This window comes from Streptomyces sp. NBC_00210, from assembly GCF_045160975.1.
In the GTDB taxonomy this organism is placed as follows: domain Bacteria; phylum Actinomycetota; class Actinomycetes; order Streptomycetales; family Streptomycetaceae; genus Streptomyces.
In genome coordinates this window covers 311,850-324,982 of record NZ_CP108120.1, presented here as the reverse complement: position 1 = coordinate 324,982, position 13,133 = coordinate 311,850, and the positions used below count along the sequence as shown (strand labels likewise).

At 68.3% G+C, this 13,133-nt stretch carries 12 protein-coding genes and 1 pseudogene; 8 read left to right on the top strand and 5 right to left on the bottom strand.

Features of this window, described 5'->3' with window-relative positions; all coding sequences use genetic code 11:
- Positions 1 to 104: 104 nt before the first annotated feature.
- Both OG729_RS01785 and OG729_RS01780 read left to right on the top strand, forming a co-directional pair.
- Positions 105 to 1,610, top strand: coding sequence for a hypothetical protein (locus tag OG729_RS01785; RefSeq protein ID WP_405803804.1), 1,506 nt, complete (start codon positions 105 to 107; stop codon positions 1,608 to 1,610).
- A gap of 163 nt (positions 1,611 to 1,773) precedes the next feature.
- On the top strand, positions 1,774 to 1,902 hold the full coding sequence (locus OG729_RS01780; RefSeq protein ID WP_405803802.1) for a hypothetical protein: 129 nt from the start codon (positions 1,774 to 1,776) through the stop codon (positions 1,900 to 1,902).
- A 128-nt stretch (positions 1,903 to 2,030) separates the two neighbouring features.
- On the opposite strand, the gene OG729_RS01775 is transcribed toward OG729_RS01780, so the two are convergent.
- Complete coding sequence (locus OG729_RS01775) at positions 2,031 to 2,969, bottom strand: RNA polymerase sigma-70 factor (RefSeq protein WP_405803800.1); 939 nt, start codon at positions 2,967 to 2,969, stop codon at positions 2,031 to 2,033.
- Positions 2,970 to 3,142: 173 nt separating this feature from the next.
- On the opposite strand from OG729_RS01775, the gene OG729_RS01770 reads away from it, so the two are divergent.
- Together OG729_RS01770 and fabV are read left to right on the top strand one after the other, a co-directional pair.
- Complete coding sequence (locus tag OG729_RS01770) at positions 3,143 to 3,586, top strand: carboxymuconolactone decarboxylase family protein (protein WP_405803798.1); 444 nt, start codon at positions 3,143 to 3,145, stop codon at positions 3,584 to 3,586.
- A 485-nt stretch (positions 3,587 to 4,071) separates the two neighbouring features.
- A complete protein-coding gene (fabV, locus tag OG729_RS01765; protein ID WP_405803796.1) occupies positions 4,072 to 5,280 on the top strand; it encodes an enoyl-[acyl-carrier-protein] reductase FabV in 1,209 nt (402 codons plus the stop codon).
- A gap of 447 nt (positions 5,281 to 5,727) precedes the next feature.
- Here fabV and OG729_RS01760 read toward each other — a convergent pair whose 3' ends face one another.
- On the bottom strand, positions 5,728 to 6,879 hold the full coding sequence (locus tag OG729_RS01760; RefSeq protein ID WP_405803794.1) for an FAD-dependent oxidoreductase: 1,152 nt from the start codon (positions 6,877 to 6,879) through the stop codon (positions 5,728 to 5,730).
- 854 nt (positions 6,880 to 7,733) lie between these two features.
- Here OG729_RS01760 and OG729_RS01755 point away from each other — a divergent pair.
- Complete coding sequence (locus OG729_RS01755; protein ID WP_405803792.1) at positions 7,734 to 8,408, top strand: formylglycine-generating enzyme family protein; 675 nt, start codon at positions 7,734 to 7,736, stop codon at positions 8,406 to 8,408.
- Between the two features lie 103 nt (positions 8,409 to 8,511).
- On the opposite strand, the pseudogene OG729_RS01750 reads toward OG729_RS01755, so the two are convergent.
- A pseudogene (locus OG729_RS01750) lies at positions 8,512 to 8,895 on the bottom strand (ergot alkaloid biosynthesis protein); the annotation flags it as partial.
- Here OG729_RS01750 and OG729_RS01745 point away from each other — a divergent pair.
- Positions 8,888 to 9,064, top strand: coding sequence for a hypothetical protein (locus tag OG729_RS01745; protein WP_360869997.1), 177 nt, complete (start codon positions 8,888 to 8,890; stop codon positions 9,062 to 9,064). The pseudogene OG729_RS01750 and the gene OG729_RS01745 sit on opposite strands and share 8 nt — an antisense overlap.
- 504 nt (positions 9,065 to 9,568) lie before the next feature.
- Entirely contained in the window at positions 9,569 to 9,721 is a 153-nt protein-coding gene (locus OG729_RS01740) for a hypothetical protein (RefSeq protein WP_405803791.1), read from the top strand.
- Here the strand turns inward: OG729_RS01740 and OG729_RS01735 are convergent.
- The gene (locus OG729_RS01735) at positions 9,718 to 10,491 is read right to left on the bottom strand and encodes a class I SAM-dependent methyltransferase (RefSeq protein WP_405803790.1); all 774 of its coding nucleotides are present in this window, start codon (positions 10,489 to 10,491) and stop codon (positions 9,718 to 9,720) included. The genes OG729_RS01740 and OG729_RS01735 overlap by 4 nt on opposite strands.
- A 52-nt stretch (positions 10,492 to 10,543) precedes the next feature.
- Between OG729_RS01735 and OG729_RS01730 the strand changes: the two genes are divergently transcribed.
- Positions 10,544 to 10,897, top strand: a complete 354-nt coding sequence (locus OG729_RS01730; RefSeq protein WP_405803789.1) for a VOC family protein — start codon at positions 10,544 to 10,546, stop codon at positions 10,895 to 10,897.
- 262 nt (positions 10,898 to 11,159) lie between these two features.
- Here OG729_RS01730 and OG729_RS01725 read toward each other — a convergent pair whose 3' ends face one another.
- A complete protein-coding gene (locus OG729_RS01725) occupies positions 11,160 to 12,602 on the bottom strand; it encodes a NucA/NucB deoxyribonuclease domain-containing protein (RefSeq protein WP_405803787.1) in 1,443 nt (480 codons plus the stop codon).
- Between the last annotated feature and the right edge of the window lie 531 nt (positions 12,603 to 13,133).

Genomic DNA, 13,133 nt, shown 5'->3' with positions numbered 1-13,133 from the left:
CTCTGATCGCAGTTCCGTGAATGATCTTTATGGAGGGGTCTGGAGCCGTACAAGATCGACGATGCCTGTCGACGTGGCGCCTTGATCACTGCCACGATGTCCCGATGTCCTCCCCCGTTCTTCCAGAACTGTGGTTGCGCGGCGTCGCAGCCAACCCGGGTGCGCCGTCCGAGGTTCTGCTGCGTCTACTGACCGCGCAGGCACGCGCCGTCTGGACGATCCTCTGCGAGGATCGCCACCTTCCCGCAGACGTTGTCGAGGCAGTGGTCACGCACCCTGAGCGGGAAGTCCGCCGCGGCTTCGCCCGCAACCGACGCGCGGCTCCCGAGCAGCGTGGCCGACTGGTCAACGACTCTGACGCTCTCGTCCGTGCGGACCTTGCCTCAGGCCCTCGCGCCCGCCTGGGCATGGCCGAGGCGCTGCCCGACGACGTCCTGGAAACCCTTCTGACCGCGCAGGACGACAACAGCCAGGGCCAGGTGCTCACCGCAGACGAGATCAGGCAGGAACTGGAATTCTCCGGGCAGATCTCGCGGTCGTTCCGCCGCAGGATGCTCGATCACCCGAACCCCGAACTGCGTGCCCAGGCCGCGGGCTTGTGGCTGTGGCTCACCCCCAGGCAGCGCGATGCGCTCCTGGCCGACCCGGCTCCCGCGGTGCGCGAGGCCGCGCGCGGTCACAGCCGGATTCTGGACTCGGCGGCGATGGAAGCGGACCTGCCGGAGCGTGACTGCCACCACCGGGGCCTCCTGCTCGTCAACTATGCAGTTTCCCGCACCGTGGCTGAGCGGTGCCTCGCGGACCGGCGCGACCTGTGGGCGCTGGCCCATAACCCCCACACGCCCAGCGATGTCGTCACCCGCCTCGCGCGCGACCCCGATCCCCACGTGCGTGAACGAGTCGCCGCCAGAGCTGATCTGGATCCGGCGCTGCTGGCAGAACTGGCCCAGGACCCGGACGACACCGTGCGGACCCGAGCCCTGCTGCAACCACTCCCGCGTGCCTGGCCGGAGTGTGGTGCCATCGATCGGATCATCGGCCACTCAGCCGAGAGCATCGGCCCTGTCGGCGAGATGCTCATCGAGCCGGAGACGAGCTGGTACGAATCGTGCGCCGCATCCACGCATCCCCTGCTGCGCCAAGTTGCCGCGACCTGCCCCCGGCTGCCCGAGGAGCTGGTGCACCGCCTGGCTGACGACCACGACGCCGACGTACGCCACCTGCTGGCCTACAACCACCCGCTCGCGCCGCCCAAGATCATCCTCGACGCCTTCATCGCCACGCCACGCCAACGCCCCTACCTGCTCACGCTTCCCCGCCTGCCCCGCACCGGGCTGCACCACCTCCTCGACCACGACGACCCCGACATCCGTGCCCTGGCCGCCGCCGACACCAGCCTGGCCCAGCCGCCCGTCCACCTGCTTGCCGACCCCGAGCCGCGCGTTCGTCGAGCCGCGGCTGCCAACCCACTCCTTCCCCTCGACCTGATCTCATCGCTCCTCGACGCTCCGGAGCATGCCGAAGGAGCCGCAGCCAACCCGAACCTGCCCGCTGAACGCCTACACGAGCTGCTCGACCTCAGCGGGCTGCTCCCAGCGGCAACACAGTGAGTCTGAGGCTCCCTCGAGATCATTCACGGAATTCCGGTCAGAGCCTTGAAACCGACCATCCGTACTCCTCGCGTCACTTGATCCGGCTCTCAAGCGAGTGGGGAAGTTCGGCGGCGGCGAGTAGGGGTGCCGGCAGGAACGCTGTCACCAGCGGCAAACGACGGTGGCTGCCCGGGAATTGGAGCGGGAGATCGAGGAGGGCGTGAACGTGATGGAGGCGTCCTACGGCGTCGGCGCCGTCATCGCCTGCGGCCAGGGCGGCGAGGTCGCTTCCAACCGCCGCGACGAGTAGGGAGTTGCTTGCCTGTTCGGGTTGTTGATGCATACGAAAGCGTGCGGTGGGGCGATGGCTGCGCCTGCGCCGGCAGCGACGCGCATGTGGTGCTGTCGGTTGTGTTCGTTTTCGAGGGGGCCCCGAGCTCAGCGGCGCAGGGCGGTCTCCCGCTGCATGTGCGACAGTTTCTCGGGATTGCGCACGGCGTAGAGCCCGGTGATGAGGCCGTCGTCGATGCGCACCGCCACGACGGTGTCGATCGCGCCGTTGAGCTGGAGAATCAGCGCCGGGTAGGCATTGACCTGTGCTGGCCGCAGCGACCCTGGGGAGATCCTGCCCAGCCCGGCGGCCAGCAGGCGGGCCACCTTGTCGGCCCCCACGATGGGCCGCAGGACGGCCTGCTTGATTCCGCCACCGTCGCCCAGGAAGACGACATCCGGCGCGAGGATGTCGAGCAGGCTCTGCAGATCGCCCGTTTCGGCCGCCCGTTGGAACGCATCGAGCGCGTCCCGGGTCTCGGTCGGGGAAACGATCCCGCGCGGCCGGCGCGCCGCGACGTGTGCCCGTGCCCGGTGCGCGATCTGGCGGACCGCGGCCGGGCTCTTGTCGACGGCTTCGGCGATCTCGTCGTACCCGAGGTCGAACACCTCGCGCAGCACGAACACCGCCCGCTCGGTCGGCGTGAGCGTCTCCATCACCAGGAGCATCGCCATCGAGACGCTGTCGGCCAGCTCGACGTCCTCGGCCACGTCCGGGGCGGTGAGCAGCGGCTCGGGAAGCCAGGGGCCGACGTAGGACTCCCTGCGGCGGCCGAGCGTACGCAGCCGGCTCAGCGCCTGGCGCGTGGTGATCCGGACCAGGTACGCACGCTGATCCCGCACCGTGCCGAGATCGACACCAGCCCACCGCAGCCAGGTCTCCTGCAGGACGTCCTCCGCGTCGGCGGCCGAGCCGAGCATCTCGTAGGCGACGGTGAACAGCAGGTTGCGATGGGCGACGAACGCCTCGGTGGCGGGGTCCGCGCGTCCGCTGCCGGCGAGCTGCCCGGCCGTGTCCTGTGTGCGCTCGCTGTGCTCTCTCTTCACCGGCTGCTCCTGCCTGTTCGCTCTCGACGTTGCCACGCGCACAAGACGCCGGACCCCGCAGCTTTGTGACACCCGCGAGCGGTGGCGCACGTCACACGACCGCCTCGTCACAAGGAGCGGGTCGCAGGCATCTCGTGTTCGTCCAGTGCAACACCACGAGTGGGGACGAAGTCATGGACGCCCGATTCAACCTGTTCGACAACGAGATCGCCGCCAAATTCGCCAAGCGGTTCGCAGGCGCCAGCCTGGTGATCCACCAGTCGCCGCTGCCGAAGTCCACGCAGGAGCTGGTGTCGCTGCGCGCCAGCCAGATCAACGGCTGCGGTTGGTGCATCGACATGCACACCAAGGAGGCCGCAGCCGCCGGTGAAACCGCGGTCCGGCTCAACCTGGTCGCCGCCTGGCGCGAGTCCACCGTGTTCACCGAGGCCGAGCGGGCCGCGCTGGCGCTCGCCGAAGAGGGCACCCGGCTCGCCGACGCCCACCACGGCGTGTCCGACGAGACCTGGGCCCAGGTACGCAAGCACTACGACGACGACCAGATCGCCGCGCTGGTCTCCTTGGTCGCCCTGATCAACGCGGCCAACCGGCTCGCCGTGATCGTGCACCAGCAGTGAGGTTCCTACGAGCCCGCCATGTTCGCCGCCACGTTCAACTGATCGGCAGACGAATCCGGCCCGGCCCAGGATCATTCGATCCGGGCCGGGCCCGCGCATGTCCGGGCGCCGCTACGGCGACTCTGAACACATGGCTGAAACCGGCCGACCTGGCTGGCCAAGCAATAAGCCGCGTCAGGGCTTCCAGACCATCCCATGGCGCCTTTAGGCCTTACCTCGTACGGGGTCCGCACGCACTCCCGGATCCGCCCCTGCAGGACGAGATATTCTTGCCAGTCGGCAGGTTCGGTCCTACCCCGCGAGACGGGACTTGGGGTGCCGCCGGCTTCCCCCGCCAGAGCTAGTGGGAACCCTCCAAGCCCGGCTAGACATCGTTGTGCCGGTCAAGATCACCGTGTTCATCCGCACGGCCGCAGACTTGCAAGACGGGGTGGCCGAGGCGGCCGCCGCGTCCTTGTCCGTGACGACACCTGGGACACCACACCGTGAGCGAACGCGTGATTGCGCCCAAGAGCCGGGGCTTCCTGTTCCTCGACTCCCATCCTGGCGGCTGCCGACAGCTGGTGGACGAGATGTGGCAGGCCGTTCCCGCCCCGGTCACCGCCGGGGGCGAAGGGCCGGTGGCTCTGGTCATCGGCTCGTCCGCCGGGTATGGCCTGGCCGCTACGATCGCGGGCCTGGCCCGTGTCGGTATCCGTGGCATCGGCGTGTGCTTCGAGAAGGCGCCCGCGCGGCGCACCGGCACGGCCGGCTGGTATCGCACCGCCGCCACCGCCCGGCTCGCCCAACAGCACGGGCGGGACATGGTCTTCCTCAATGGCGATGCGTTCAGCGACACGGTGAAGGAGCAGGTTGCCGACCTCCTCGCCGAGCGGTTTGGGGGGCGACTCGACTTCCTGATCTACTCGGTGGCCGCGCCTCGCCGCACGGACCCGGACACCGGCAACGTATATGCCTCGGTCCTCAAGCCGATCGGCTCGCCGTACACCACCAAGACCCTCGTCTTCGACGAGTACGGTGCCCCGGAGGTGAAGGAGGTCACCAGCGCGCCGGCCGAGGGCGACGACATCGAGCAGACCGTGGCGGTGATGGGCGGTACCGACTGGGAACGGTGGATCACGTTCCTGGACGACCGGTCCCTGCTGGCCGACGGCTTCGCCACCGCCGCCCTGTCCTACATCGGCTCGCCGCTCACCGCGGCGATCTACCGGCAGGGCACCATCGGAGCCGCAAAGTCCCACCTGGAAGCCACCGCACGCACGTTGGACGAGCGCCTCGGCAAGACCCTGGGCGGCCGGGCCGTGACGTCGGTCAACGCAGCTGCCGTCACCCAGTCCTCCACCGCCATCCCCGGCATCGCCCTGTACGTCGGGTTGCTGCGCGGCGTCCTCGGCGACGCGATGGTGGCCCCGATCGGTCAACTGGTGGAGCTGTGGGACCAGCTGACCGGCGCCCGCCCCCTCGACCTTGACGACGAGGGCCGGGTCCGCCTCGACACCTGGGAACTCGACCCCGCCGTGCAGAACGCCGTCGCCGAACGCTGGAGCACCGCCACCAGCGACAGCATCACCGAACTCGCCGACCTCGACTGGTTCAGCGACGAAGTCCGCCGCCTCTACGGCTTCTCTGTCCCCGGCGTCGACTACACCGCCGCCGTCGAAACCGACATCCCCTGGCCCGCTCTCACCGTCTGACCCGCGCCACGACGCCCCCGATCGCGTCGTAAGACGAGGTCGCGGCGCCGGCCCTAGTCACCTGGCCCGTTGATGCGTAGGCAATAGCTGGCGAGGTCTGTTGAGGATCTGATTGGCGGGTCTTGTGCCCGTGTCCGCGCCCGCCCCGGCCGCGCCCTTCCCGCCGCTCGGCGGCCCGCCGCCGGGCCCCGGCACCGGCGCTGAGCCGCTTCGCGTCAGCGTAGTCCGTGCGTGACGCAGCCCGTCCGTGACGCCGGACTCGGCGGACATGCGGACGCTCTTCCCGGGTGACGAAACCGCTGAGCCGGGTGGTGGTGCGGGGGCAAGCACACCCGCACCACCCGGCGTGACTGCCCGGCCGACCGTCCTGAGCGGCGCGCCGGCCCGATCCGCGGGCCCGATCCGTCGGCCGTTCAGGATCCCCCATCGGCGGCCGACGGCTGGGTGTCAGTGGCTTTCGTTCATGTGGGCAAGTGCCTGCTGCGCGGAGTCGGGCGCGAAGGCGCTGTCGAGCCCTTCGGCTGCTCCTCGAGCCGCCTCGACCGAGCGCGGCAGCATGATCTCTTCGTACGTGCGGACGGCGCCGTCGACGGTCGGTGTGCCGTTGATCGCGTGGGCGAGGTCGGCGGCGTCGAGCATGGCGAGATTGGCGCCCATGCCGGAGAACGGGGACATGAGGTGGGCGGCGTCGCCGAGGATGGTGACGCCCGGTGCGTGGGACCAGGTGTGGGGGACGGGGAGGGCGTACAGGGGCCGGTTGATGTATCCGGTGTCGGTGGCGGTGATCAGTCCGAGCAACTGCTCGTTCCAGCCGGTGAAGCGTTCCAGGAGGTGGGCGCGCATCGTATCGGTGTCGGCCAGGTCGACCCCCGCCCGCCGGTGCCAGTCCTCGTGGGTCCGCATGCCGATGTAGATGCGGATGTGCTGGTCGCTGTTGCGCTGGGCGATCAGGCCGTGGTTGTCGTCCAGGGCCATCATGGTGCCGTCGCCTGTCAGGGCGGCCAGGGCCGGGTGGCGGGTGCCGGCGTCGTTGAGGCCGGCCTCGACGAACGTGACACCCGTGTAGCCGGGTTGGGCCGCGGACAGGAGGCGCCGCACGCGGGACCAGGCGCCGTCGGCGCCGATGACGAGGCCGGTCTCGGCGGTCGCGCCGTGGGCGAAGTGCAGGCGGTGGGCGCCGTCGCCCAGCGGTTCGGCGTGCGTGAGTCGGTGTCCCCAGTGCACGGTGCCCGGGGCGAGGGAGTCCAGGAGCAGATCGCGCAACTGGCCCCGGTCTATCTCGGGGTTGCCCTCGCCCTCGGCGGCCTCCGAGGGAAGCGCGTCGAAGCGGACGGCGGCGTCACGGCCCAGCAGACGCATCTGCTGTCCTTCGGGGCGGGAGTGCTTGGCGAATTCGTCCATGAGACCGGCGGCGCGCAGGGCGACCTGGCCGGAGCCGGGCTGCATGTCGAGGGTCCCGCCCTGATTGCGGGAGGTGCGGTCGGCATCGAGGTCGTACACGGTCACGGTGGCCCCGTGGCGCTGGAGGATGCGGGCACAGGTCAGGCCGCCCGGGCCGGCGCCGATGATGGCGATGCGGGGTGTGGTGGGCGCGGTCATGAGGCGCTCCGTTCTTGGAGGAGTAGGCGGGCGGAGTCAGGAGGACAGGGGGTCAGCCGGCTGCCGGGGCCGTATCCGGCTCGGGGCGGTGGGCCGACTCGTCGGCAGCATCGCGAGCAGGACGCCGGCCGTGGTTGCAGGGGACGAGCAGAGACGGGACTCCGGCGGGCAGATCAGGACAGCGCCTCACCGGTGACAGCATCAAAAAAAGCACACTCAATAAAAAAGTGCAACGAGGCAATCTTTTGTATCGGACAACCTAGTGGAGCACCCGCGAGCGCACGAAGGCCACTCGGTTGCGCGCGCACCACGACTCCGACTGAACCGACGGCGGCTCGGCGCCTGCGGCGCGACTGGCTCCGGGTGTGGAACGGCGACTACGCATCCGCCGAACGCGCCTTCTCCACCTGGACCTGAGCGGGCAGGGCGTCCAACTCCTTGCCCAACTCGGCGTGCGCAACGGGGGATGAGCAACGTCAGGTGCCTCGATCGGCAGCCTCGCTCAGGACGTGGCGGCTGACGGGGTGATCAGCTTCGGGGCCGCTGTGGTCGCCCTTGGCGGCGGGCCGCAGCGGCCCGTTGCGCTTCGTCCCTTGTACGGTGCGAAGGATGGGGGCCCCGGCCGTGCGCGCCGGTGTGCGGTGCGGGACGAGGTATGACGGTTCGGGCGTCGGGCCCCGGTCAGCCGGCCCCGGAGGCGCTCGTCCCAGCCGTGGCTCGATGCGAGAAGGCGTTCCTGGCGTGCAACGGCCAAGGCCCACCAGGCCGCGGTGCGTAGGACCGCGGCCTGCTGTTCACGGTGCGCAAGCGGCTCTCGCACGCGGCCAGGACGGATGACGATAGATTTGCCTACCATGGACGTGAGTACGGATTTCGGGATGATCGCTGTCCCGCCAGGGCAGTTGACACTGTCGGACCGGCGGACGCAGCGCAGCTGGTCGGTCGAGCTCGCGCCCTACCGGCTCGCGGCGTCCCCGGTCACCCAGGCGCTGTACGCAGAGATCACCGGCCTGCGGCCGAGCACCGCCGACGGGGACCGGTTGCCCGTCGAAGGCGTTTCCTGGTGGGACGCGGTCCGGTTCTGCAACGTCCTGTCCCAACGCGACGGGTTCACTCCCGCCTACCACGTCCATGCCGACGGCGAAGGCATCGAGTGGGACGCATCCGCCGACGGATACCGGCTGCCGACCGAAGCCGAGTGGGAGCACGCCTGCCGTGCCGGTACGACCGGACCGCATTACGGACCGCTCGACGAGATCGCTTGGTACCGGGGCAACTCGCACGAGCGAATCCACGAGGTGGGTGGCAAGCGGCCCAATGCGTGGGGCTTTTACGACATGCTCGGCAACGTCTGGGACTGGTGCTGGGACATCTACGACGCCGAGGTCTACGGCATCTACCGGGTGCTCCGTGGCGGTGGCTGGTTCGACGAGCACTGGAGCTGCCGGGCGTCCGCGCGGCGCCGCAGTCACCCGACCTTCCAGGTCGACGACGTGGGGTTCCGCATCGCACGTTCCCTCGTGAGCTGACCCGCGTCGTGTGCGGTGACCGCTCTGTGTAGTTCCGCGAGGATCCGGTCTGCCCCTGGGGGCGGTCCCGGTCAAGCCTCCTTGCGCCTGAGCCGCATTCGTCTCACCGCATCTCCTTCTCGGCATACGCGCGGATGCTCCGGGCCGGGTGACCGGTCATCCGCTCGACGGTGTCGGTGGTGCGGTCTTCCGCTCCGCACGCGATGTCGCGGTCCATTCCGGCGAGCAGTGCGGCGAACTCCTCGGGGATGACGGCGGCCAGGCGGTCGCGCAGTTGCTCGTACGTGAGCTTCTGATGGGTCACTTTCCTGCCCGTGACGTGAGTGATGACGTCGGCGACGTCGTCGTAGCTCAGCGCCTGGGGCCCGGTGATCACCAGATCGGTGTTGGGTGCGCGCTCGCCGGTGAGAGCCTGAGCGGCGACCGCCGCGATGTCGTCGGCGTCGACGAACCCTACGCGGCCTTCCTCGGCTGCAGTCATGATGACGCTGGGGCAGATCCCGGGCAGCACTGACAGCGACTTCACTGCCCACGCACTGCTGGCCGCCACCCGCGCCGACCTTGTCGAACACCTCGTCATCGACTGCCACATGACCGAACGTCGGATTCGGGCCCGCCTTGCGACCTTCGTAGGCAGAATCGTGAACCACCCGTAGACACTTCTGTCAGTGTGAGCCGGCCGCAGCTCCTACCGTCCCGCGTCCCGGCCCCGATCGCCGGCCTCACCTTGGGCGGCAGGCAGGACTGGGCGGAAGCACGGACGGCCACCGTCATGACGGCGACCAGCGGCTGACGTCACAACAGACAATCGCTGCGTCAAGGCGGTGGGCTGTCAGGGCGAGTGTCCAGTACGTGTCAGGGCGGGGCGGTGTGTCAGTGGGAGCGGATACGGTTCGGGTCAAATCTGATGAGCTGCGGGACGGCGGCCCGGGTGGTGAATCCGCCGCGGCGGATGACTGGGATTCGGATCCCGGGCTTCTGGTCTCGGCCGAACCGGGGCAAGTGTTCAGGGTGTTGGATCGGGCGGGTGACTCGCGAGCTCGGTTCGCCGCGGCGGTGTACAGGGCTTCTGCTGGCATGCATCGGACAATGGGGGCAGCCCAGCGCCGGCAGCTGTTGGCGTTGGACGCGGCCCGGCTGGGGGACGGCGATCTGGCCGCGTGGTGACGACTGCGGATGTGCCTGGGGAGCCGCACTCCGAGTGGGTCGTGGACTGGGCGAGCGGCTCGCTGGTGGACCATCGGCTGCTGCGTTCCCTCACCGGCCATGGCGGCCCGGTGATGGCGGTGGCGACGGTCGACGGCAGGCGCTAGTCGTCCGAGCCGGTAACCGACGGCGGTACCTCGACGACGAAGAACAGGAAGGTGGTTTTGGTCGAGAGGTCATGGAAGTCGTCGGGGAACAGCTCACGGGCGGCCGGGTCGGGCTGTGGCTCGCTGATGACGGCAAGGCGGAAACCGGCAGTGGTGAAGGCATCGGTCATCGCGTGCAATGGCTTGCGCCAGAACCTCATCGGGACGGACTGCCCGTTGAACGTCCAGTCGAAGGTATAGCTGGTGGTCGCAAAGTAGTCGGGCCGAGGATCCTGGATCGTGTAGGCCACGAAAGGGTGGTCCACCGACGCGATCAGCCGGCCGCCGGGCCTGAGCACTCGCCGCAACTCGGCCAGCGTCGGCCCCCAGTCCTCCAGGTAGTGCAGCACCAGCGACGCGACCACGTCGTCGAACGCACCGTCGGCGAACGGCAGGCGGTCGCTCAGGTCGACCACGTGCAGGGCTACGTCGTCACCGAGCCGCTGCCTGGCCAACGCCAGCATCCCGGCGCTGGCGTCGATGCCGGTGACGACTGCACCGCGGTCGCGTAGTGCAGCGGACAGGGGGCCCGAGCCGCAGCCGGCGTCCAGGATCCTACGGCCGGCGACGTCTCCGGCGAGGGCCAACATCGCGGGCCGCTCGTAGTGCGCGTTCACGAGGTTGTTCTCGTTCTCCGCCGAGTACGCCTCGGCGAAACTGTCGTAGTCATTCACCTGGTCCCAATCTGCAGACTGGGCAAAGCACTCGGGCACGTCGGCTACGCGTTCCATCGTCGCAGCCTAGTAGTCACATGATCCGCCGGACAGGCCCTAAGCTAGGCGGATGACTTTGGAATGGGAACAGGTAATTGTTCACTCGGTAGATCCGGTGGCCTTGGGGCAGTGGTGGGCCGAGGCTCTTGGTTGGGTTGTGGTCCACTCCTCTGATGAGGAGTTCGAGATCCGCCCGGAGCCGGATCGCCTGCCGGGGTTGGATTTCGTCCGGCTTGATGAGAGCAAGAAGGTTAAGAGCCGACTGCATCTCGACTTCAGGCCTGATGACCGGGACGCCGAGGTGGCTCGTCTGGTGGCTCATGGCGCGCAGCGTGTTGACATTGGCCAGGGTGATCAATCGTGGGTTGTATTGGCAGATCCCGAAGGCAACGAGTTCTGTGTCCTTGGCCAGCGGCGTCAGTAAGGCTCACGCCTGGGTGGGGTCGATGGTGAAGCATTCGGGGTGGGCGGCGCGGAGGTAGTGGATCGCGGTGTGCGACGTGATGCCGTACAAGCGCATCAGTCGGACCGGGTCAGCGGTCTCTCGTGCCTCGTCGAGGAATCGGTTGTCGGCTCGACGATGCCGCCGCCGTTGGGAGGCATCGTCGAGCGCGCGTTCCTCGGGCGGGCGGGTGCCCCGATGGGCCGGGGGTCGCTCAGCGGGGAACAGCCGGCGGGGCAGCCGGTCAGTCCCGGATCTGCACCCAGAACTCATCCTGGCCGTACAGGATGCGATCGCTGAAGTAGTACCAGGTCAGCAGTGCTCCTGCCGCCCTGTTCTCGCTGTAGGGGACGGCGCGTACGGAGAAGGCCCAGTCCCAGCTCGCCGCACCTTCCGCGGTGGATGCGAAGGGATACTCGTCGCAGTCGTGCGTTTTGGTGTTGAACGGGGGCAGGCCGCGCCAGCCCTCGTAAGGGGCCTTACGCTCGCACGCGGTTTTCTTGATGTCTTCGTTGGCCTTTGATTCCACACCGTTGTCCGGTACACGGCGCAGACCTCGGTCATCTCGGGTACCGGTGAACTTCCCCGGGATGACCTTGGGGTCGAACTCGATGGGGTAAGTCTTCGTCGGCTCGTTCTGCGCAGTTCGTATGTGACGGGCCACGCCACGGACTCGGGCGTCGCTGATCCGGTAGGTCAGGCGCGGCACAACGTCGTAGTTCACGCAGGCCTTCGGGTACCGAACACCGAAGCTCTGGAAGTAGTTTGCCGAGTCGCAGCGGATCGTACGTTCTGCTGTCGTGCCGTCCGGGCCGTGGTAGCCGTTGCCGCCCCCCTTCCAGCGCAGGTGCCACTGGTGGAAGAGGACCTTGTCCTTCGCGGTGCTGGCTTCCTCGTGCGAGTAGGTGTCCCAGTACTTCCACTCTTTGTGGACATCCCAGTCTTCCCAGGTGTGCTCAGCTGCACCGCGGACGGTCTGGCAGTACTTGGCGTCCTGGATGCACTCGGCGATGACGGAGAAGTTCAGGTAGGGAGCCGTGGCGTAACGGTCCACCAGGTTCCAGTCGTCGTACGCCACCGACCCCTGCCGGGCCTGGAAGTAGGTCCGGGCGGTGCGGGTCTTGCCGTGCCCCACGGTGACCATGTTGTAGGCCAGGCTGACGCTGCCCTTGTACACGTCCCGGTTGTTGACCTTCAGGTAGTACTTGAAGCCGATCCGGTACTTCTGGCACCACATCCAGCGATCGTAGGTTTCCCCCCATACGGTGTTCGACGTCTGCTTCGCCAGACACTGCTTTGTTTTCTTGGACGGCGGCTTCTGCCCCAGCTGGCTCGGCGGTGCCAGAGCCTCTGCCTTGGCGCCCTCCTGTGTCAAGTCCACCTTTGAAGTGTCGGCGTAGGCATGGTCGCTACGCTCCCTGGCCTCCTGGACGAGCTGTTGAGGACCACTCGCGCCCTTGCCCTGCGGAACGGATCGCAGGTTCTCCACATTTTCCACCGCGCCCATGACGGGTTCGATCCGCCAAGTCCCATCTTCGCGGGCGGAGGTGACGGTTGCCTGCGATCGCGTGGTTGGAGGGCCGGTCTCGTCCGCCAGTACGCCAGGAGCTGTCATCCCGGTCAGCAGGGGAAGTAACCCTGCTAAGACGGCACCCGTCCACCATCGTCGTCTCACTGCACTCTTCATCGTCTGTCCCCTTTGCCGTCGTTTGAGCTAGGAGCCAGTTGGCTGTGCCGACGAAACCTCGTCAAGGCCTGGGCTCTGTCCGGGACGGCGGCCCTCTGTCCGGCCCGCTCACCGCCTGTCCGGAGCTTGTCCCGGACAGGCGGCAGCCAAGGGCAGAACGGACATGAGGCCAGCAGCGGCGACGGTCACGCAGGCGGGCACAGCCTCGCCTTGGAGGGGACCGGAGGGGGCCGCCAGCCTTGGCGGTGGGCCCCGCCGCCAGTTGGCCTCCCTTGAGCGGGCACATCGCGAACTGCTGGGCCGTCGCACGGCCGATCCCGGTGCCTCCCCCGGTGATGAGCACTGCCCGGCCGCGAAGGGTGTTCGTCTCTTCCATGGTCGGGAGGCTAAGCCTCGACCCTGGCGTCAAGGTCAAGCTCAAGGACCGTAATGGCTTTCATCGCGGGTGAGGTGAGGGCTGCGAACGCCCAAGCGCAGCCGGCTTCACCGAACTCGGCGGGTCGGCCACGTGTCACCAGACCCGGCAAACGT